The organism is Tsukamurella sp. DT100 (genome assembly GCF_049844855.1).
Classification (GTDB): Bacteria; Actinomycetota; Actinomycetes; order Mycobacteriales; family Mycobacteriaceae; genus Tsukamurella.
This window is the reverse complement of record NZ_JBNCLV010000003.1, coordinates 483,170-501,301: the sequence shown is the minus strand read 5'-3', so window position 1 is coordinate 501,301 and position 18,132 is coordinate 483,170. Positions and strand designations below refer to the sequence as shown.

23 protein-coding genes are annotated in these 18,132 nt (G+C 71.7%); 6 read left to right on the top strand and 17 right to left on the bottom strand.

Annotation, left to right across the window (positions count from 1 at the left end; all coding sequences use genetic code 11):
• The first annotated feature begins 93 nt into the window (after positions 1–93).
• Positions 94–1,329: a hypothetical protein gene (locus ACLQ3K_RS09655; RefSeq protein ID WP_425998843.1), complete on the top strand. Its 1,236-nt coding sequence runs from the start codon at positions 94–96 to the stop codon at positions 1,327–1,329.
• 10 nt (positions 1,330–1,339) lie between these two features.
• Here the strand turns inward: ACLQ3K_RS09655 and ACLQ3K_RS09650 are convergent, their stop codons facing one another.
• The 9 genes from ACLQ3K_RS09650 to ACLQ3K_RS09610 all read right to left on the bottom strand — a co-directional run bounded on the left by ACLQ3K_RS09650 (position 1,340) and on the right by ACLQ3K_RS09610 (position 7,208).
• On the bottom strand, positions 1,340–2,479 hold the full coding sequence (locus ACLQ3K_RS09650; protein WP_425998993.1) for a cellulase family glycosylhydrolase: 1,140 nt from the start codon (positions 2,477–2,479) through the stop codon (positions 1,340–1,342).
• Between the two features lie 193 nt (positions 2,480–2,672).
• Positions 2,673–3,413 carry a hypothetical protein gene (locus ACLQ3K_RS09645; RefSeq protein ID WP_425998841.1) on the bottom strand — a complete coding sequence of 247 codons (741 nt, stop codon included), beginning with the start codon at positions 3,411–3,413 and terminating at the stop codon, positions 2,673–2,675.
• A gap of 30 nt (positions 3,414–3,443) precedes the next feature.
• Positions 3,444–4,784 (bottom strand): phosphatase PAP2 family protein, encoded by a 1,341-nt coding sequence (locus ACLQ3K_RS09640; RefSeq protein WP_425998839.1) that lies wholly within the window; start codon positions 4,782–4,784, stop codon positions 3,444–3,446.
• Positions 4,785–4,953: 169 nt separating this feature from the next.
• Positions 4,954–5,139 carry a type Z 30S ribosomal protein S14 gene (locus ACLQ3K_RS09635; RefSeq protein ID WP_224650095.1) on the bottom strand — a complete coding sequence of 62 codons (186 nt, stop codon included), beginning with the start codon at positions 5,137–5,139 and terminating at the stop codon, positions 4,954–4,956.
• 3 nt (positions 5,140–5,142) lie between these two features.
• Positions 5,143–5,706: a 50S ribosomal protein L5 gene (gene rplE, locus ACLQ3K_RS09630; protein ID WP_013128002.1), complete on the bottom strand. Its 564-nt coding sequence runs from the start codon at positions 5,704–5,706 to the stop codon at positions 5,143–5,145.
• Between the two features lies 1 nt (position 5,707).
• The gene (rplX, locus tag ACLQ3K_RS09625) at positions 5,708–6,013 is read right to left on the bottom strand and encodes a 50S ribosomal protein L24 (protein ID WP_068522658.1); all 306 of its coding nucleotides are present in this window, start codon (positions 6,011–6,013) and stop codon (positions 5,708–5,710) included.
• A 1-nt stretch (position 6,014) separates the two neighbouring features.
• Positions 6,015–6,383 (bottom strand): 50S ribosomal protein L14, encoded by a 369-nt coding sequence (gene rplN, locus ACLQ3K_RS09620; protein WP_013128004.1) that lies wholly within the window; start codon positions 6,381–6,383, stop codon positions 6,015–6,017.
• 202 nt (positions 6,384–6,585) lie between these two features.
• Positions 6,586–6,999, bottom strand: coding sequence for a PIN domain-containing protein (locus ACLQ3K_RS09615; RefSeq protein WP_425998835.1), 414 nt, complete (start codon positions 6,997–6,999; stop codon positions 6,586–6,588).
• Positions 6,996–7,208: a type II toxin-antitoxin system VapB family antitoxin gene (locus ACLQ3K_RS09610; protein ID WP_224650090.1), complete on the bottom strand. Its 213-nt coding sequence runs from the start codon at positions 7,206–7,208 to the stop codon at positions 6,996–6,998. Before ACLQ3K_RS09610 ends, ACLQ3K_RS09615 begins: the two co-directional genes overlap by 4 nt.
• Positions 7,209–7,338: 130 nt before the next feature.
• On the opposite strand from ACLQ3K_RS09610, the gene ACLQ3K_RS09605 reads away from it, so the two are divergent.
• Genes ACLQ3K_RS09605 through ACLQ3K_RS09595 form a run of 3 tightly spaced genes read left to right on the top strand, consistent with a single transcriptional unit; the run spans position 7,339 to position 12,322 of the window.
• Complete coding sequence (locus ACLQ3K_RS09605) at positions 7,339–8,373, top strand: endonuclease domain-containing protein (RefSeq protein WP_425998833.1); 1,035 nt, start codon at positions 7,339–7,341, stop codon at positions 8,371–8,373.
• On the top strand, positions 8,373–9,053 hold the full coding sequence (locus tag ACLQ3K_RS09600; RefSeq protein WP_425998831.1) for a hypothetical protein: 681 nt from the start codon (positions 8,373–8,375) through the stop codon (positions 9,051–9,053). Before ACLQ3K_RS09605 ends, ACLQ3K_RS09600 begins: the two co-directional genes overlap by 1 nt.
• A complete protein-coding gene (locus ACLQ3K_RS09595) occupies positions 9,050–12,322 on the top strand; it encodes a helicase HerA domain-containing protein (protein WP_425998829.1) in 3,273 nt (1,090 codons plus the stop codon). Before ACLQ3K_RS09600 ends, ACLQ3K_RS09595 begins: the two co-directional genes overlap by 4 nt.
• Here ACLQ3K_RS09595 and ACLQ3K_RS09590 read toward each other — a convergent pair.
• Together ACLQ3K_RS09590 and ACLQ3K_RS09585 are read right to left on the bottom strand one after the other, a co-directional pair.
• Positions 12,248–12,574, bottom strand: coding sequence for a BTAD domain-containing putative transcriptional regulator (locus tag ACLQ3K_RS09590; RefSeq protein ID WP_425998827.1), 327 nt, complete (start codon positions 12,572–12,574; stop codon positions 12,248–12,250). The two genes, ACLQ3K_RS09595 and ACLQ3K_RS09590, sit on opposite strands and share 75 nt — an antisense overlap.
• A gap of 87 nt (positions 12,575–12,661) precedes the next feature.
• Positions 12,662–14,053 (bottom strand): DEAD/DEAH box helicase, encoded by a 1,392-nt coding sequence (locus tag ACLQ3K_RS09585; protein WP_425998991.1) that lies wholly within the window; start codon positions 14,051–14,053, stop codon positions 12,662–12,664.
• 393 nt (positions 14,054–14,446) lie between these two features.
• On the opposite strand from ACLQ3K_RS09585, the gene ACLQ3K_RS09580 reads away from it, so the two are divergent.
• Both ACLQ3K_RS09580 and ACLQ3K_RS09575 read left to right on the top strand, forming a co-directional pair.
• Positions 14,447–14,998: a hypothetical protein gene (locus tag ACLQ3K_RS09580; protein ID WP_224647301.1), complete on the top strand. Its 552-nt coding sequence runs from the start codon at positions 14,447–14,449 to the stop codon at positions 14,996–14,998.
• A 102-nt stretch (positions 14,999–15,100) separates the two neighbouring features.
• Entirely contained in the window at positions 15,101–15,619 is a 519-nt protein-coding gene (locus ACLQ3K_RS09575; RefSeq protein ID WP_425998824.1) for a hypothetical protein, read from the top strand.
• Positions 15,620–15,705: 86 nt separating this feature from the next.
• Here ACLQ3K_RS09575 and rpsQ read toward each other — a convergent pair whose 3' ends face one another.
• From rpsQ to rpsS, 6 genes are read right to left on the bottom strand one after another with little or no spacing between them, the layout of a single operon-like run.
• Positions 15,706–15,990, bottom strand: a complete 285-nt coding sequence (rpsQ, locus tag ACLQ3K_RS09570) for a 30S ribosomal protein S17 (RefSeq protein ID WP_068573211.1) — start codon at positions 15,988–15,990, stop codon at positions 15,706–15,708.
• A complete protein-coding gene (rpmC, locus tag ACLQ3K_RS09565) occupies positions 15,987–16,217 on the bottom strand; it encodes a 50S ribosomal protein L29 (protein WP_013128010.1) in 231 nt (76 codons plus the stop codon). The genes rpsQ and rpmC overlap by 4 nt, the downstream gene beginning before the upstream one ends.
• The gene (gene rplP, locus ACLQ3K_RS09560; protein WP_224647303.1) at positions 16,217–16,633 is read right to left on the bottom strand and encodes a 50S ribosomal protein L16; all 417 of its coding nucleotides are present in this window, start codon (positions 16,631–16,633) and stop codon (positions 16,217–16,219) included. Before rplP ends, rpmC begins: the two co-directional genes overlap by 1 nt.
• A 4-nt stretch (positions 16,634–16,637) precedes the next feature.
• Positions 16,638–17,447: a 30S ribosomal protein S3 gene (gene rpsC, locus ACLQ3K_RS09555; RefSeq protein WP_068522668.1), complete on the bottom strand. Its 810-nt coding sequence runs from the start codon at positions 17,445–17,447 to the stop codon at positions 16,638–16,640.
• A 2-nt stretch (positions 17,448–17,449) separates the two neighbouring features.
• Complete coding sequence (rplV, locus tag ACLQ3K_RS09550; RefSeq protein ID WP_068522669.1) at positions 17,450–17,848, bottom strand: 50S ribosomal protein L22; 399 nt, start codon at positions 17,846–17,848, stop codon at positions 17,450–17,452.
• The gene (rpsS, locus tag ACLQ3K_RS09545; protein ID WP_068573204.1) at positions 17,848–18,129 is read right to left on the bottom strand and encodes a 30S ribosomal protein S19; all 282 of its coding nucleotides are present in this window, start codon (positions 18,127–18,129) and stop codon (positions 17,848–17,850) included. The genes rplV and rpsS overlap by 1 nt, the downstream gene beginning before the upstream one ends.
• Positions 18,130–18,132: the final 3 nt, after the last annotated feature.

Here is an 18,132-nt window from a genome sequence, read left to right as displayed (position 1 = left end):
TCGGACGGTTGATTCCTTCGCGGAACATATGTCCGTTCCCGCGGCCGCACAGCGGTTGCGGTCAGCGTGATTCGCTGCCGATACGCTGAGCGCGTGTCCACCTTCCTGACGGTCGCCCTGCTCTCCGTGCTCACCACGGTGGGCCTGGTCGGGGCCGTCGCGTCCGACGGTGCCGCCTCCCTGGCCTGGGCGATCGGGACTGTCGTGGTCGCGGGCGTACTCGCGTGGCGGCTGCGGTCCGCGCCGCCGGGAATGGGGCTGGTCGCCGCGTTCGTCACCGGCATCCTCATCGTCTCCGCCGGCCTCCCCGCGGCGATCGTGCTGACGGAGTCGCGGGGGTCGGGCTCGCCGGCATCGAGCACGGCCGGGGCAGGGGTGGCGCCCGGCTCCGCGAGCCCGGTGGCGGACCCGTCGACCGAGCTCCGGCGCGCCGTCGCGAAGGCCGGAGAGATCCAGCCCGGCGGCGCGGACTCCCTCCTCGAGATCGACATCGACGAGAACACCACCCGGGTGACGACGCTGGACCTCACCACCGGCCAACGCGTCTCCGCGTACTTCTCCCGCAGCAGCGACAAGTGGTACGAGCCGACCCGCAACTCCACGAACGACCGTGCCGACTCCGCCTTCCGCGCCTCCGACATCGCGGGGCTCGATCTCACCGCGACGGCGGCGAAGGTGACCGCGGCCGCGGACACGATCGGCATGGACCGGAGCTCTCCCCACGCGTCCGACGGCATCGAGATCGAGCGGCGAAGCGGCGACAAGCGCCTGGTCGCGACCTTCGGCATGTCGGGCGTGGACGTCGAGACCGACGCCGCGGGAAACCTGCCCGACAACCTCGCGCTCGCGAAGGTCGACGGTCTCCTCCCCATCGCCGAGCGACTGCTGCGCACGAACGGCCTCGATCCCGCGCAGCCGGTGATCGACGAGCTGCAGTACCGCGTCTTCGCGCCGAACGTCGGCTCGGTCGGCAGCGGGAAGGGCACCGTCGAGATGCGGATCTCGGGCGGCGGCCGCTCCGGCACCCTCAAGGAGACCGTCGGCAAGTTCCCCGAGGTGAGCCTCAGCCCGTCGCGATCGACGAGCAGCTCGGCGTTCGCGCTGCGCGTCGTGACGGCCGCCGGGATCGAGCGAGCGCGAGCCGACCTCGTGCAACGCTTCTCCGTGCTGCCGATCGACGCGCACGCCCTGGGCATCGAGGTCGACGAGGACAGCCGGGCCCACACCTCCGACCGGACGGCGCCGCCCGTGATGGAGGTCGGCCTCGGGCCGGGCTCGAACGCGAGCGCCTACTACCGGCTGGACGGCGCCTTCGTGCGCACCGACTAGATGCCGGCGTCTACGTGCGGGCGGCGGTGAGGCGGCGGACCGTGGCGACCTCGGCGTCGCGGTAGGCGCGGCCGTCGGGCCAGAGCAGGTCGTGGAACCACTGCTGCGGCTGGCGCGCGCCGACGTAGGGCTGCTTCCACGAGTCCCACGGGTAGTAGGTCTGGCTGCGGCCGGCCACGAAGCCCCACTGGTAGGCGTCGATGCCGAGTTCCTTGCAGATCGGGAGGATCGTCTCGATGGTGCTGCCCTGCGGGCGGGCCATGTACTCGGTGAGGAGCATCGGGCGCCCCTGCTTGGCGAGGTCGGCGGCCATGGCGCGGAACTTCTCCGGCGGGTCGTAGCTGTGGAAGCTGATCACGTCGGACTGCTCCAGCTGGATCGCGCGGATCTCGGGGCGGGTGTCGGCCCAGACACCGGAGGTCAGCGGTTGCGTCGGCCCGCCGGCGCGGGCCCACGCGAAGGCCTGCGGCAGCAGCTTCGCGACGCGGGCGACCTTGTCGGGCGGGCTCAGCGGGTACGAGTCGGCGAGGTTCTCCGGCTCGTTCCACACGTCCCACGCGACCACGCGGGGATCGTTCGCGAAGGCCTTGACCACGCCGGTCGCGTAGGCCTGCAGGCCCGCGGTGTCGGCGTTCGTCAGGCCCGCGGCGCCGGGGCTCTGCACCCACGTCGAGTTGTGCACGCCGGGCGTGGGCTCGCGCTGCACGCCGGGCTTCGGGCTCGGGTCCCAGCACGAGTCGAACAGCACGAACATGATCTTGATGCCGTTGTTGTGAGCGATCGTGAGGAAGGCGTCGAGGCGCTGCACGAAGCCGGTGGGGTCGGCGGTCCACAGCTGGTCCTGCAGGAAGACGCGCATGGTGGTCATCCCCAGACCGCGGGCCCAGCCGAGCTCGAGGTTCATCCGGTTCGGGTCGAAGGTCTGCGCCTGGAACATCTCGAACTGGTTCCCGGCGTTGGCGTTGATGTAGTTGGCCCCGACCATCCACGGGTTCTGCGTGCGCCACTGCTGCGCCCGCTCGGGCGTCCAGCGCGCTGCCGGCCCGGCGGGGTTCGCGCCCGGTGTCGTCGCGCCCGGGGTCGTCGGCCCGACCGTGCCGCCCGCCCCCGTCCCGGAGCCGGGGTCGGCGGCGGCGCGCGCGGCCACCATCACGGCCGGCAGCGCGGCGGCGGTCCCCAGCAGAACCCGTCGAGTCACAGCAGTCACATCAACACCATACGCAACAACAATCACAGAACGGTGAAGGCCGGGTGCCGTCGCGCGTCGCAAAACCGGCCGTTTCCGGGCTCGCGACGACGTATTCGCATCGTCACGCAGACTTCGGCCGGTTTCGGAACGGGTGTCAGCCCTCGATGGCCTTGCGGGCCTCGGCCTCCAGCTCGGCGCGGAAGCGGGGCGGCGCGGGGAGCACGCCACGGTCGACGAGCTTGTCGACGGTGCTGACCACCTGGTTCAGGTACGCGGCCCGCTCGGCGGCGACGCTCGACGACGCGTGCCGGTACAGCTTGAGGCCGCGGTCGAGGTCGCGCACGTCCTCGTCGGCGAGGCCGTCGGAGCCGGTGCTGCGGGCGTACCGATCGGCGGCGTACCAGGAGGTGCGCAGGTCGGTGACGGCCTCCGCGTACTCCGCGGCGGACTCGTCGCCGGGGTACTCGTCGGTGCGCAGGGCGCCGGCGTGCTCGAGCGCGTCGTGGAAGGCGATCACCTTCGGCGAGCTGAAGTCCCACATCGCGGGGAAGCGCAGCAGCATCTCGGGGTCGAGCTCGTACGCCGCGTACTCCCCCAGCACCGTGTCGTGCCGGCCGGTGGCCCGGTCCCACAGCGCCCGGCCCGACGGTGCCGGGGCCGGCTTCGGCCCCGCGCGCTCCGCACGCGGCCGCTCGGGAGCGGGCTTCACGTCGACGAACCGCAGCGGATCGTCCCGACGCACCGCGGCCGGGTCGCCGCCGCCCGCGAGCAGCACGACCATGACGACGATCAGCGCGCCGGCCAGGAACAGCAGCCCGATCGGGCCGACGAACCGGGTGCCGATCAGTGCGACCGCCGCGACGCCGAGCGCGCCCGCGATGATCGTGTTACGCATCGGAATCACCCACGATCCACAGCGTAGTCGTCAGGCGGCGAGCGCCTGCTCCCCCACCGGACGGGGCGCGACGGCACCGTCGGGCGACGGGGGCCGGGCGATCCGCGCGTAGGCGACCGCCATCGCGCCGGCGGCGCCGAGGAGGGCGCCGGCGGCGAGGTAGCCGCTCTGCGCCATGGGCACGCTCAGGTAGCGGATGGACAGGAGGATCGCGACGAAGGCGAGCGCCCCGCCCACGACGGTGGCGATCCGGCGCGGGTGCCAGCCGTCCTCGGGGCGGACCATCGCGGCCTCGAGGGTCAGCGCAAAGACGAAGCCGGCGATGAGGTCGACGCCGTAGTGCGCGCCGATGCCGAGCGTCGCGGAGATCGTGCAGACCCACCAGACGACGCCGAACACCTTGAGCAGGCGCGGCCCGCGCAGGGAGTGCACGAGGATCGCGGTCGCCCAGGCGGTGTGCAGGCTCGGCATGCAGTTGCGGGGCGCGGCCTGGCTGAAGTACGCGGAGACCGGCTCGAGCGACGTGGGCACGACGTGCGGCCAGACGTTCATCCAGCCGGCGCCGGCCACCTCGTTGCCGAAGGCGTAGGCAGGACCCACGACGGGGAACAGGAAGTAGACGATGGGCCCGATCGCGCCGATGAGGACGAAGGACCGCACGATGTGATGCCGCGGGAAGCCCTCGGTCGAGCTTCGGCGCAGCTGGAAGTACGCCACCACCGCGGCCCCCACCGGCAGGTAGGTGTAGACCTTGGTGATCAGGGCGAGGTACCACCCGTGCTCGTGCACGAACCGGCCCATCACCCACGACGGGCTGCCGAGCGCGCGGTCGGCGACCTCGACGAAGTGGTCGGCGACGTACGGCAGCGCCTCCATCGTGAGCCCCAGCCACACGGACGAGCAGGCGTTCGCGACGATGAGGATCCCCGCGACGCCGGCGGCCTTGAACGCCGCCACCTGCTCGCGGCCGGTGAGCCGCAGGCCGGCGTAGGCGGCCAGCGCGACCAGGCCCCACATCACGCCGTTGCCGAAGTGCAGGGGTGAACCGGCGGCGAGGCGCTCGGCGTTGAACAGGACCTCCGTGCCGACGACGACGCCGGCGAACGGCGGGCGCAGGCGCGCGGGCATGCACATGAGGGCGAGCGCGAGGGCCGCGATCTTCACCTCGCCGGTGACGGGGCGGCCGACGAAATCCTTGGCCAGGCCCTCGACGGGGCCGGGGAGGCCGTAGACCGTCGCGGCGGCCTGGATCGCGGCGACGAAGACGACGACCGCGAGCACGGCCCACATCCACGGGCTGTTCCGGAACCCGCTGCGGGGACGCTCACCGCGTGGACCCCGCGGGAGCGCGAAGTCTTCACGCACCAACATGAGATGACAGCATAGTTAACAAGCGGGTAACACTGTGAATCCGCTGCGCGTTTCGTGACGCGAATCGCGTGGAACGACCGCCTCCCGCAGACGACGAAGGGCGCGCACCCCGCCGAAGCGGAGTGCGCGCCCTCGCGCGAATCAGTCCCGAGTCAGGCTCGGGCGGGACTCACCAGCTGCTCTTGTGCACACCGGGGAGCTCGCCGGCGTGCGCCATCTCGCGCAGGCAGATACGGCAGAGGCCGAACTTGCGGAACACCGAGTGCGGACGGCCGCACTTGTTGCAACGGGTGTAGCCGCGGACGGCGAACTTCGGCTTCTTGTTGGCCTTGTTGACCAGCGCCTTCTTTGCCATGGCTCAGTTCTCCTTGAAGGGGAAGCCGAGGTGCTTGAGCAGCGCGCGGCCTTCCTCATTGTTGGTGGCAGTGGTGACGACGGTGATGTCCATACCGCGCGGGCGGTCGATGGAGTCCACGTCGATCTCGTGGAACATCGACTGCTCGTTCAGGCCGAACGTGTAGTTGCCGTTGCCATCGAACTGGTTGCCGTTGAGGCCGCGGAAGTCGCGGATACGGGGGAGCGCGATCGAGGTGAGGCGATCGAGGAACTCCCACATGCGGTCGCCACGGAGGGTGACGCGCGCGCCGATCGGCATGCCCTCACGCAGCTTGAACTGCGCGATGGACTTGCGGGCCTTGCGGATCTCCGGCTTCTGGCCGGTGATCAGCTCGAGGTCCTTGACGGCGCCGTTGATGAGCTTGGCGTCACGGGCGGCGTCGCCGACGCCCATGTTCACGACCACCTTGACGACGCCGGGGATCTGCATCACGTTGGCGTAGTCGAACTCGCTGTTCAGCGCGTCCTTGATCTCGGCGCGGTAGCGCGCCTTCAGGCGCGGCTGGGTCTTCTCAGAGGTGGTCATCTCAGATGTCCTTCCCGTTCTTGCGGGAGATCCGCACGCGCTTGCCGGTCTCCTCGTCGGTCCGGTAACCCACGCGGGTGGGGTTGCCGTCCGAGTCGACGACCATCACGTTGGAGACGTGGATCGGAGCCTCGCGGACCTCGATCCCGCCCTGCGCGGTGGCGGACGTGCTGGTGTGCTTCTTGATCCGGTTGACGCCCTCGACGAGGACCTTGTCAGCCTTCGGGAAGGACTCGACGACCTTGCCCTTGGCACCCTTGTCGGGGCCCGAGATCACGATGACGGTGTCGCCCTTGTGCACCTTCATGTCAGAGCACCTCCGGAGCCAGCGAAACGATCTTCATGAACTTCTTGTCGCGCAGCTCGCGGCCGACCGGGCCGAAGATGCGGGTGCCACGAGGGTCGTTGTCGTTCTTGATGATGACAGCGGCGTTCTCGTCGAACTTGATGTACGAACCGTCCGGACGGCGGCGCTCCTTGGCGGTCCGCACGATGACGGCCTTGACGACCTCGCCGCGCTTGACGTTGCCGCCGGGGATGGCGTCCTTGACGGTGGCGACGATGATGTCACCGATGCCGGCATAGCGGCGCGAGCTTCCACCGAGCACGCGGATGCAGAGGATTTCCTTAGCACCCGTGTTGTCGGCGACCCGCACCCGCGATTCCTGCTGAATCACTAGAGAGTCTCCTCGACCTGGATTTTCATGCGCGCCGGATTTCCGACCCGAACACGCGTGGTCAGCCGCCTGGCACCACAGGGCGCCGGGCAACCCGTCCATGATAGGGGAAGTCGCAGGTAGATGTCGAATCGCGCCCGGTCGGGCCCCGGCCGCCGGCCATCATGTCCGACGGTGCCGCCCCGATCTCGACGATCACGAATCACGTCGCCGGCGCGATGTACTCGTGCGTGAGCTCGCTGACGCGGGCGATGTGGTCGAAGTCGTGGTCGGCGGCGAGCACGGTCGCGTCGTTGACGATGGCGTACGCGGCGATGAGGATGTCCGCGGGGCACGCGGCGCGGACGAGCCTGGACGACCTCAGCGCGGCCTGCATATCGAGGACGAGATCTTCGTCCGGGGCACGCTCGAGCGGGAAGCCCATCGTGATCCGGTCCCGATAGAGCTCGTGCTCGTCGGGCGTTCGCGCGCTGTGACAGAACTCGAGCACCTGGGGCGGGCACGTCACGAACAGATCGGCGGGTGAACGTTCTATGCGCCGCAGGCGGTTCGCGATCCTCTCGTCTCCGGTCGCGAGCCGCGTCCAGACGGAGTTGTCGACGAGGTAGTCCGTCACGGCGTCGCGGTCGGATCGACGACGGGCGCGCCGAGGCCATCGGGGAGTCCGGCGAGCCCGGCGATGCCGTCGATCATCGCCCCCTTCTGCTTCGACGCGATGAGCCGACGCAGGGCGAGATCGATGACGGAGCGGTTCGAGCGCTCCCCGGTGAGTTCCCGAGCCCGCTCGATCAGTCGGGGGTCGAGGTCGACGCTGGTGACAGCCATGGGAGACCACCTTTCGATCGCTATATATCAGAGTATATAGACGGCGTGATCCGCGCTCGCCGCTCGGAGGATCGGATTCGCCGGGCGACAGGCACCTCCGGATGCGATCGCGATGCCGTAACTTCATCTCGTGCAGCTCTCCGATCTGCCCGCGCGCGGGGTGGCGCGACTGCGGGGCACCTCCGCCGCCGCGCTCGCCTCCGCCGCCGAGCGCCGCGGGCCGCAGGACCCGGTCGTGGTCTTCCCGGGCCTCACGCAGCCGCTGCCCTCCTCCCCCGGCGCGATCATCGACGACGTGCTGACCCGGGAGGTCGCCGTGGCCTTCGAGGTCTTTCCCGCCTGGCTGCCGGACCCGTCGCTCGCCCCCGAATCCGGCGGGATCCTCGACCGGTTCGCCGCCCGCGAGCTCGCGCACCGGCACGACGGCGGTGCCGGGATCGGCACGGCGCTCGGCGCGCTCGCCACCGCGGCGCTGCGACCCGAGTCGGGCCGCGGCTTCGCCGAGCTGCCCGCCGCCGACCGTCGGGACGCCCTCGAGTACGCCCTGACCCGCAGCTATCACGCCCCGTCGGTGGCGCTCGCGATCGACGTCGAACGGCCACTCGCCCCGCACCTCGGCGACGCCCTCTCCAGCGCGTCGCAGTGGCTCGCGCGGGGCGACAGCACCGTCTGGCTGTTCGGGCCGGGCGCGGCGCCGCTGGACCGGTTCCCGGTGGTCGACGGTCCGCCGCTCGCCGCCGAGCCGCGCCGCGGGCCGTCGGAGTTCACCGTCGGGCTCGAGCCGCTGCCCGCGTTCCCGCCGGTCGCGGGCAAGCCGCACCCGGCGAGCGCGGCGGAGCAGTGCCTCGAGCGGGGGCTGGTGGGCCAGGCGTGGGCGTCCGCGCGGCACTGGAACTACGCCATCGACCTGGGGCCGCTGGCCCGGCCCGTCCGCGTCGACCTGCTGTTCCCGCAGCCCCGCCTGGTGGTGGAGGTCGACGGGCCGGACCACCGCGGACGCGAGAAGTACGAGGCCGACCGGCGCCGCGACGCCGACCTCATGCTGGCCGGCTTCCGGGTGCTGCGGCTGACCAACGCGCGGATCATGGACGACCTCGCGGAATCCATGTCGATCATCCGTACATTGGTCACTGCAACGGGATCGGGCCACGGGAGGGGTGCGTGATGGGCGAGTCGATCGCGGGGCTCACGGGCACGGAATCCGCGGTGCTGCTCGTGCTCGCGTCGGCCGTCGAGCCGGTGCGCAACCCCGATCTCAAGCTGCTCGGCCCCGCGCTGGAGGCCCCTTCCCGGCGCAAGCTGGTCGAGCGCGGCCTGCTGGACGTCGAGGTCGGCGAGCGCCGCGCGCTGCTGCTCTCCCTCACCGACCGCGGCTGGGCCGCGGCCTCGGAACTGCTCGAGTCCCCTCCCCCGCCGCGCGCAACGCCGCAGCTGCGCGCCCTGTTCACCTTCGCGGCCGGCATCGGCCGGTACCTGCGCCGCGAGTCGCTCGCGCTGGGCGAGGTGGTCACGCCCGCCGATCCGCCCGCGCCCGCCCCGGCCCCGACGGTGCCGCCGGCCCCGGCCCGGCACGAATCCGTCCCCGACGGCCCGCCCGCGGACCGGGTGCGCGCCGCCTACCGCGCGGTCGCCGCGCTGGGCGCCTGGGTGGCCCTGCGTGACCTGCGGGCGGCGCTGCCCGGCGTGCCGCGCACCGTCGTCGACGAGGGCCTGCGCGCCCTGTACCCCGAGCCCGGCGTGCACATCGTCGCCGAGGACAACCTCAAGGCCCTCACCCCGGACGATCACGCCGCCGCGCTGCAGCTGGGCGGCCGTCCCCTGCACGCGATACGGATCACCCGATGACGCTCTCCGACACCCAGCGCGCGGCGCTGCGTTCCGTCCGCCTGAGCTGGGCGCCCACGTACGAGGAGGTGTGGGACGCCGCAGCGGAGGACACGCACGTCGACGGCCTGCACACCGACGTCTGGGAGGATCTCGAGGACGCCCTCGGCGACGCCGTCGCGTCGACCGGCGCCTCCCCGACGGGCCTGGTGATCACCGGCAACGCGGGCACCGGGAAGACCCACCTGCTCACCCGGTTCCGGTCCGAGGTGCAGGCCGCGGGCCACTACTTCGTCCTGCTGGAGCTGTTGGACGCCTCCGACTTCTGGCGCGCCGCGCTGACCTCGCTGCGCAGCTCGCTGCTGCGCCCCGCCCGCGACCACGAGACCCAGCTCGCGCAGCTGCTGTGGCTGCTCTCCGACGAGGCCGGGCTCTCTCGCGCGCACCGCCGCGAGTTCTCGGGCGACGCGGTGCCCACGCCGGAGGGCCTGGACGCGCTCGTCGCGGCCATGAGCAAGCGCCGCCCGCAGGTGCGGCAGTACCACGGCGTGCTGCGCGCGCTGGTGCTGCTCGGCTCCCCCGATTCCCGTCTCGCCGACCTGGGTTCGGCGTTCCTCGACGACATCGAGGTCGAGGAGACCGCCGCCGAGCGCCTGCACTGGGGTCTGCCCGCGCACGGCTTCGCCGCCGTGGAGACGGTCCGCGCGGTCTCGGCGTTCATGGCGGAGACCGCGGCGACCGTCTTCGCCGTCGACCAGATCGACACCCTGCTCGCGCAGTCCGCGGCCACCCTCACCGCGCCGGACGCCGCGGAGAGCGAGGTCATCGAGCAGGTCGGCCACGGCCTGATGTCGCTGCGCCAGGGCCTCTATCGCACGGTTACCGTCGCCTGCATGCTGCCGACGGCGTGGGAGACGCTCTCCAGCCGGGCCACCGCATCCGTCGCCGCCCGGTTCCGGGTGGTCGGCCCGCTCAAGTCGCTGCCCGACGGTGCCATCGCCCGCGCCATCGTCGAGCGGAGGCTCACGGCCGCGTACCGCGCGAAGGAGTTCGTCCCGCCGCACCCCACGTGGCCGATCGCGCCGGAGGCCTTCGCCTCCGCGGTGCACCACACCCCGCGCGACCTGCTCACCAAGGTCGATGCGCACATCCGGGCGTGCGTCACCACCCGCACGGACTTCGAGCTCGCCTCCTTCGACGACGGGCCGGCGCGCGTGGCGCCGTCGGTCCCGGAGCCGACGCCGATGGAGCCCGCCGAGCCCCCCGCGGACCCGCCCGTCGACGTGCTGACCCGCATCGACGAACAGTTCGAGGCGCTCCGGATCCGGGCCCGCGTCGGCGACGTGGCGACCGACCAGGCCGTCGCCGACAAGCGGATGGGCGGCCTCATCGAGGCCGGCCTGCGGGCGTGGACCCGCGAGGACGGCGGCGACGGCTTCCAGATCGAGCGCGGCAACAAGCAGCTCGACGGCCGGCTGCGGCGCCGCCTGCCCGGCCGCGTCGAGGACGAGCAGCACTGGGCCTTCCGCGCGATCCCCGCTTCCAACGCCGTCGCCACCACCAACCGCGTGCAGAGCGCCGCGACGGCGGCCGGCGTCGCCGCCGGGATGGACCGGCGCAAGCTCTTCCTGCTGCGCTCCACGCCCTGGCCGACCAGCCCGAAGGCGTCGTCGGTGATCGCCGACGCCGTCGAGCGCGGCGCGGAGCTCCTCCCCCTCGACGAGGCCGATCTCGCCACCCTCGACGCGCTGGGCCGGATCATCGCGAACGGGCCCGACGGCCTCGACGACTGGCTCACGGCGCGGCGGCCCGCGCACGGGCTGCGGATGTTCGCGGGGCTCGACGGCGCCCCGAAGCCCGCGGCCGAGCGCCCCGCCTCGCGCCGCGCCCGCGGCATGATCCCCGGCGACGCGGTGGGCCGCGTGGGCGGGCTGTCGAGCTCCGTCGCCGACGTCATGTTCGGCGGGCCGCCGACCCCGCGCCCGGAGCCCGCGGCACCGAACGCCGAGGTCCCGGCCGCGCCGGCGGCACCGTCGGGCCCGGCGGGCATCGCCGTCGGCCTCGGCCCGGACCACGCGCCCGTCACCGTCGACCTCGCCGAGTTGCGCAAGCACACCGCGATCTTCGCCGGCTCCGGCTCGGGGAAGACGGTGCTGATCCGCCGGCTCATCGAGGAGTGCGCGCTGCGCGGCGTCTCGGCGATCGTGCTGGACCCGAACAACGACCTCTCCCGGCTCGGCGAGGCGTGGCCGCAGGAGCCCGCGGGATGGTGGGAGGGCGACGCCGAGCGGGCGCGCACCTACCTCGCCGACACGGACGTGGTGGTGTGGACGCCGAACCGGGCGTCCGCGCGGCCGCTGGTGCTGCAGCCGATCCCGGACTTCGCGGCGCTGCGCGCAGGCATGGACGGCGACGATCTCGACGCGCAGGAGGCGCGGGAGGGCTTCGCGATGGCGGTGGAGGCGTGCGCGAGCGCGCTGGAGCAGCACGTCGGCGTGGGCGGATCGCGCCGCGAGCAGCAGCGCGCGATCCTGCGCGAGGCGCTCGACGCCTACGGCCGGGAGATCGGCCGCGCCGACATCCGGGCGTTCGCCGAGTTCCTCGGCGCGTGGGATTCGACGCGCAGCAGCCTCGGCAGCGCCGACAAGCTGGCGCCCGAGCTCGCCGCGAACCTGCAGGCGGCGCTCATCAACAACCCGCTGCTCGGCGGCCGCGGCGAGGCGGTCGACCCGGCGACACTGCTGACCCCCGCGGACGGCAAGCGCGCGCGGATCTCGGTGATCAGCCTCATCGGCCTGCCCGACGAGACGCAGCGGCAGACCTTCGTCGCGCAGCTGCAGCTGGCGCTGTTCTCGTGGATCAAGCGCCATCCGGCGGGCGAGAAGCCGCTCGGTTGGCTGCTGGTGATGGACGAGGCGCAGCAGATCGCGCCGTCGGGGTCGGTGAAGCCGTCCACGGAGTCGACGCTGCTGCTCGCCTCGCAGGCCCGCAAGTACGGGCTGGGGCTGGTGTTCGCGACGCAGGCCCCGAAGGGCCTGCACGACAAGATCGTCGGCAACAGCGCAACGCACTTCTACGGCAAGCTCAACGCGCCGGTGCAGATCCAGGCCGCGAAGGACCTGGCCGCCGCCCGCGGCGGGCGGCTCGACGGCATCGGCGGGCTGGGCGCGGGCGACTTCTATCTCGGGGCCGGCGCGGCGACGGTGCGCCTGCACTCACCGATGTGCCTGAGCCATCACGCCGCCAGCCCGCCCACCGAGGACGAGGTGCTGGCGATCGCCCGCGGCTGACGACCGGGCGGGACGCGCGTGGGTCCACGCGGGCAGCCCGACCATCGTCCAGAGGTCCGGCGCCGGCTCGGCGCCGAGCTCGCGCCGCGTCAGCTGCGCGTAGCGCTGCACCGCGGCGCGGGCCCCGCAGAGGTCGCCGGCGTCGAGGTGCGCCCGGGCGAGCGCGCGGTGCGCGTCCTCGCGGAGCGGGTCCCGCCGCACCGCCGCGGTCGCCGCCTCGACGGCATCACGGCCGCCGTTCGATCCGTCCATCGCGCACCTCCGATTCCCTGGGTCCATTGGACCCCGGCGAGGCGCGCTGCGAACGAGTAGCCGACTACCCGATTGTGCGGGCGGGCGTCAGCCCGCGGGGCGGGTGGCGCGACGGCGGGGCTGCTGGGCGCGGCCCTGGCCCTGCGGGCGGCCCTGGCCGGACGGCGCCTGCCGGGCGCCGGAGCGCTGCTGGCCGCCCTGGCCCTGACGACGCTGCTGGCCGCCCTGACCGGCGGAACCGCCCTGGCCGCGACCGGCACCGTCGGACCGCTGCCCGGTGCCCTTGCCGCGCCCGGCGCGGCCCCGGCCCGGGGCGTGACCGCCGCCGGACCTGCGCTGCTGCTGCGGCTGCGGCGCGACGGGCTCGGGGGTGACGTACGGCGCGACCTCGCCGACGAGGTCGACGACGACCGGCGACGCGGCGGTCACGGCGACGGGCCGGGCGCTGATCGCGGCCTTCTTGAGCAGCGCCTGGGTGTCCTTGCGCTGATCGGAGGTCATCACGGTGACGACGGTGCCCTCGTTGCCGGCGCGGGCCGTGCGGCCGCTGCGGTGCAGGTAGGCCTTGTGCTCGGCCGGCGGGTCGACGTGGACGACCAGCTCGATGTCGTCGACGTGGACGCCGCGGGCCGCGATGTCGGTGGCGACGAGCACGCGGGCGGTGCCGGTGCTGAAGGCCTCGAGGTTGCGGTCGCGCTGCGGCTGGCTGAGGTTGCCGTGCAGGTCGCGCGCGGGGATGCCGTCGGCGGTGAGCTGCTTCGCCAGCTTCTTGGCCTGGTGCTTGGTGCGGGTGAACAGGATGCGGCGGCCCGTGCCCGAGGCGAGGGCGCGCACCAGCTCGTTCTTGTCGTCCTTGCCGCCCACCTCGAAGACGTGGTGCGTCATGGCGACGACCGGCGAGTTCTCGGGGTCGACGGAGTGCGAGACCGGGTCGGTGAGGAACTTGCGGACCAGCTTGTCGACGCCGTTGTCCAGCGTGGCGGAGAACAGCATCCGCTGGCCGCCGGCCGGGGTCGCGGCCAGGATCCGGGTGACGACGGGCAGGAAGCCGAGGTCGGCCATGTGGTCGGCCTCGTCGAGCACGGTGACCTCGACCCGCGACAGGTCGACGATGCGCTGCCGCATCAGGTCCTCGAGGCGGCCGGGGCAGGCCACGACGATGTCGACGCCGTTGCTCAGCGCCTGCTCCTGGCGGGTCTGCTTCACCCCGCCGAAGATCGTGGTGACGCGCAGGCCGGCGGCGCGGGCCAGCGGCTCGACGGTGGCGGTGATCTGGGTGGCCAGCTCACGCGTGGGGGCGAGGACGAGGCCGGACGGCTTGCCCGCGGGGGCGCGGTGCCCGGCGATGCGCGCGACCAGCGGGATCGCGAAGGCCAGGGTCTTGCCCGAGCCCGTCTTCCCGCGGCCGAGCACGTCGCGGCCGGCGAGGGTGTCGGGGAGGGTGTCGGCCTGAATGGGGAACGGCGTGCTGCGGTCCATGTCGTTCAGGGCGGCGATGAGGTTCGAGGGCACGCCGAGGTCGGCGAAGGAACGGGTGGACACAGGGGTGCTCACGGTAAGGGGGTACCTAACGGTGGTGGTGGCGAAGGCGGCGGTGGCCGCATCCGTTCGCCGCAAGAAAAGAACCGGGAAATGGTCTCGAGCCGAGATCGGCGAGTCAGGGGCCCGGGTGCCCTACGACGGCGCGGGACGTCACCGTCCCGCATGTTCCACAGCATAGCAAACCTGTTCGCATCGTCCCGCATAATCGATGGTGGAGTGCCGATGCTCACACACTGTGCGTTCGCACCCTCATGAAACGCGGAGGCGATTCATGAGCGACAATGCAGTCATAAGGCGCGCACGTCGACGCGCACCAGGGGAGGCATGATCATGACCGCACGTACGAGGATCCATCCGCTCCGCGGCCGCGGGGGCGCGGCACTGGTCGTCGGGGCTTCACTGTTCGCACTGGCCGGCTGCGGCTCGGTGGCGGGGACCGGCTCGGCGGACCCGCAGGACGTCGCCGCCTATCAGAGCACCATCGCGTCGTCGCGGGCCGCCGCCGCGGCGGCCGCGGGCAAGTCCGCGTGCTCCTCGTGGCAGTCCGGGTACGACACCCGCATCGTCGCGAGTCGCGCCACCGTCGCCTTCACCAAGGACCCGAAGTGGACCTGGGACGGCATCACCGGCCTGATCAACGCGGAGTTCGCCGCCATCGCCACGGAGACCGGCCGGCTGCCGGGCATCATCGCGACGGAGAACCTCGCGCCCACGATCAAGACCGCGATCACGGACTACAAGGCCAAGCTCGACGCCTACAACGACGGCCTGCGGGCCGATCAAGCCGCGCGCGGCTCGGGCGAGAACACCTGGGTCAAGAGCAACCCGGCGTTCTCGGCGCTGGGCGATGCGGCCAGCGCCGTGCGTCGCGTTTGCGCCTGATCGACAACTACGTGTTCGAGATCACGAAGATTTCCGTACACTGACGTCGTTCGCCGGGCTATCTTCTTGATGTTCATCATTTGACATCGAGAGGTAATCATCGTGACCATTCGTACCTGGGGCGCCCGCACCGTCTCCGCCGGCCTGCTGGCCGCCGCCCTCGCCACTCCCCTCGCCGGTGTCGCCGCCGCCGCGCCGACGCCGGTTCCCGGCGCACCGTCGGCGCCCGGCGCGCCGGCGGCCTCGCCCGCCCGCGCCGCGTACGACCTGTGGAACACCAACCGCGCGCCGCGGCAGGCCGCGAGCCGCGCCGCCGTCCAGGCCACCAAGAACAAGGACTGGACCTGGGAGGGCATCGCCCCGACGCTCGACGCCGAGCAGAACGCGCTGCGCGTCGAGCTGGGCACGCTGCCGGGCACCATCGGCCGCGCCGCGTCGAACCCGCAGTTGGTCGCGGCGCTGCGGACCTACCAGACCCGCCTGACCGAGTACTCGCGCGCCCTCGCCGCCGACCGCGCGGCCCGCGGCAGCGAAGGCGCCACGTGGAAGCTGTCCAACCCGGCCCTCCAGCGCGTGTACGACGCCTGCAACGCGGTCGTCGCCGTCGGCAAGAAGCTCTGACCCCACCCCGGAACGACGCGAAGGCCCCCGTCCTCTCCTCGCGGAGTGGACGGGGGCCTTCGTCGTCTGTGCGGTGCGGGTGGGCCTTACTTGGCCTTCTCCAGCACCTCCACCAGGCGCCAGTGCTTGCTGGCGCTCAGCGGACGGGTCTCCATGATCCGGACGCGGTCGCCGACACCGGCGACGCCCTCTTCGTCATGCGCCTTCACCTTGGAGGTGGTGCGGATGATCTTGCCGTACAGGGAGTGCTTCACGCGGTCCTCGAGCTCGACGACGATGGTCTTCTCCATCTTGTCGGACACGACGTACCCGATGCGGACCTTGCGGCTGTTCCGCTCCTCGGTGGTCACATTGCTTCCGTTCTCACTCATGCGGCGTCACCCTCCGGGCCCGAGGCCAGGCCGAGCTCCCGCTCGCGCAGGATCGTGTAGATCCGGGCGATGTCGGTACGCACGGTGCGCAGGCGACGGTTGTTGCTCATCTGCCCGGTGGCCATCTGGAACCGCAGGTTGAACAGCTCCTCCTTGGCCTCGCGCAGCTTCTCCACCAGCTCGTCCGCGGTGAGACCGCGAAGATCAGCGGCGACGGTGTTCGACATCAGAACTGCTCCTCTCGGGTCACGATGCGGGTCTTGCAGGGGAGCTTGTGCTGGGCGCGACGCAGGGCCTCGCGAGCGGTCTCCTCATTGGGGTAGGTCATCTCGAACAGCACGCGACCGGGCTTGACGTTCGCGACCCACCACTCGACCGAACCCTTACCGGAACCCATGCGGGTCTCGGCGGGCTTCTTCGTGAGGGGGCGGTCCGGGAAGATGTTGATCCAGACCTTGCCGCCACGCTTGATGTGCCGGTTGATGGCGATACGAGCGGACTCGATCTGACGGTTGGTGATGTAGGCGGGCTCGAGAGCCTGGATGCCGTAGTCACCGAACGTCACATGGTTGCCGCCCTTGGACTGGCCGGAACGGCCGGGGTGGTGCTGCTTGCGGTGCTTCACCCGACGGGGGATCAACATGGCGTCAGCCCTCCTGGTTCGTTGCAGCCGGAGCCGCCGCCACAGGAGTCTCCTCCGTTGCGGCGCGACCGGCTTCGGTGCTGGTGGCGGTCGTGCCCGACGCGCCGCTGCGACGCGGGCGCTGCGGGCGCTCACGACGCGGGCCGCGACGGTCGTCGTTCGACGGTGCCGCCAGCTCGCGCCGGCCGCCCACGACGTCGCCCTTGTAGATCCACACCTTGACGCCGATCCGCCCGAAGGTGGTCTTCGCCTCGTGCAGGCCGTAGTCGATGTCGGCGCGCAGCGTGTGCAGGGGCACGCGGCCCTCGCGGTAGAACTCGCTGCGGCTCATCTCCGCGCCGCCAAGGCGACCCGAGCACTGGACCCGGATGCCCTTGACGTTCGGCTGACGCATCGCCGACTGGATCGCCTTGCGCATCGCGCGGCGGAACGCCACGCGGTTGCTCAGCTGCTCCGCGATGCCCTGCGCGACGAGCTGGGCGTCGGCCTCGGAGTTCTTCACCTCGAGGATGTTGAGCTGCACCTGCTTCTTGGTGAGCTTCTCCAGCTCCGAGCGGATGCGATCGGCCTCGGCGCCGCGGCGGCCGATGACGATGCCCGGACGCGCGGTGTGGATGTCCACCCGCACGCGGTCCCGGGTCCGCTCGATCTCGATCTTGCTGATGCCGGCACGCTCGAGGCTGTCGGTCAGACGCTTACGGATCTGGACGTCTTCCTTGACGTACTCCGAGTACTGCTTATCGGCGTACCAGCGGGACTTCCAGTCCGTGGTGATGCCGAGGCGGAAGCCGTGGGGATTGATCTTCTGACCCATGCTTACGCTCCCTTCCGGTTCCGGCTGGCGGCGGGCTTCTTCGACTCGACCGACTCGACCACCACGGTGATGTGGCTGGTGCGCTTGCGGATCCGGTACGCGCGGCCCTGGGCCCGCGGCTGGATGCGCTTCATGGTCGGGCCCTCGTTGGCGTACGCCTCCGAGACGACCAGGGTGCGCGGGTCGAGGCCCAGGTTGTTCTGCGCGTTGGCGATGGCCGACGCGAGAACCTTGGCGACGGGCTCGCTCGCGGCCTGCGGCGCGAACCGCAGGATCGCGAGCGCCTGCTCGGCGTCCTTACCGCGGACCAGGTCGATGACGCGACGGGCCTTCATGGGCGTGACGCGCACGAAACGTGCGGTCGCCGACGCCGAGGTCTGTGCTGCTGTGTCGTTGCTCATTAGCGGCGCTTCGCCTTCCGGTCGTCCTTGATGTGGCCCTTGAACGTCCGCGTCGGGGCGAACTCGCCCAGCTTGTGACCCACCATGTTCTCCGAGACGAACACCGGCACGTGCTTGCGACCGTCATGGACGGCGAAGGTGTGACCGATGAAGTCGGGGATGATGGTGGAGCGGCGCGACCAGGTCTTGATGACCTGCTTGGTGCCCTTGTCGTTCTGGACGTCGACCTTCGCGAGGAGGTGGTCGTCGACGAACGGGCCCTTCTTGAGGCTGCGTGGCATTCT

Excerpts from the sequence above, each read along its gene's own strand:
- rplP (WP_224647303.1), bottom strand. The coding sequence starts at position 16,633 with ATGTTGATCCCCCGTCGGGTGAAGCACCGCAAGCAGCACCACCCCGGC.
- ACLQ3K_RS09650 (WP_425998993.1), bottom strand. The coding sequence starts at position 2,479 with ATGGTGGCCGCGCGCGCCGCCGCCGACCCCGGCTCCGGGACGGGGGCG.
- rpsQ (WP_068573211.1), bottom strand. The coding sequence starts at position 15,990 with ATGAGTGAGAACGGAAGCAATGTGACCACCGAGGAGCGGAACAGCCGC.
- ACLQ3K_RS09645 (WP_425998841.1), bottom strand. The coding sequence starts at position 3,413 with ATGCGTAACACGATCATCGCGGGCGCGCTCGGCGTCGCGGCGGTCGCA.
- ACLQ3K_RS09590 (WP_425998827.1), bottom strand. The coding sequence starts at position 12,574 with ATGGACGGATCGAACGGCGGCCGTGATGCCGTCGAGGCGGCGACCGCG.
- rplE (WP_013128002.1), bottom strand. The coding sequence starts at position 5,706 with ATGACCACCTCTGAGAAGACCCAGCCGCGCCTGAAGGCGCGCTACCGC.
- ACLQ3K_RS09600 (WP_425998831.1), top strand. The coding sequence starts at position 8,373 with ATGGGCGAGTCGATCGCGGGGCTCACGGGCACGGAATCCGCGGTGCTG.
- rpsC (WP_068522668.1), bottom strand. The coding sequence starts at position 17,447 with ATGGGTCAGAAGATCAATCCCCACGGCTTCCGCCTCGGCATCACCACG.
- rpsS (WP_068573204.1), bottom strand. The coding sequence starts at position 18,129 with ATGCCACGCAGCCTCAAGAAGGGCCCGTTCGTCGACGACCACCTCCTC.
- rpmC (WP_013128010.1), bottom strand. The coding sequence starts at position 16,217 with ATGTCGAACACCGTCGCCGCTGATCTTCGCGGTCTCACCGCGGACGAG.
- ACLQ3K_RS09595 (WP_425998829.1), top strand. The coding sequence starts at position 9,050 with ATGACGCTCTCCGACACCCAGCGCGCGGCGCTGCGTTCCGTCCGCCTG.
- ACLQ3K_RS09580 (WP_224647301.1), top strand. The coding sequence starts at position 14,447 with ATGACCGCACGTACGAGGATCCATCCGCTCCGCGGCCGCGGGGGCGCG.
- ACLQ3K_RS09635 (WP_224650095.1), bottom strand. The coding sequence starts at position 5,139 with ATGGCAAAGAAGGCGCTGGTCAACAAGGCCAACAAGAAGCCGAAGTTC.
- ACLQ3K_RS09585 (WP_425998991.1), bottom strand. The coding sequence starts at position 14,053 with ATGGACCGCAGCACGCCGTTCCCCATTCAGGCCGACACCCTCCCCGAC.
- rplV (WP_068522669.1), bottom strand. The coding sequence starts at position 17,848 with ATGAGCAACGACACAGCAGCACAGACCTCGGCGTCGGCGACCGCACGT.
- rplX (WP_068522658.1), bottom strand. The coding sequence starts at position 6,013 with ATGAAGGTGCACAAGGGCGACACCGTCATCGTGATCTCGGGCCCCGAC.
- ACLQ3K_RS09640 (WP_425998839.1), bottom strand. The coding sequence starts at position 4,784 with ATGTTGGTGCGTGAAGACTTCGCGCTCCCGCGGGGTCCACGCGGTGAG.
- ACLQ3K_RS09610 (WP_224650090.1), bottom strand. The coding sequence starts at position 7,208 with ATGGCTGTCACCAGCGTCGACCTCGACCCCCGACTGATCGAGCGGGCT.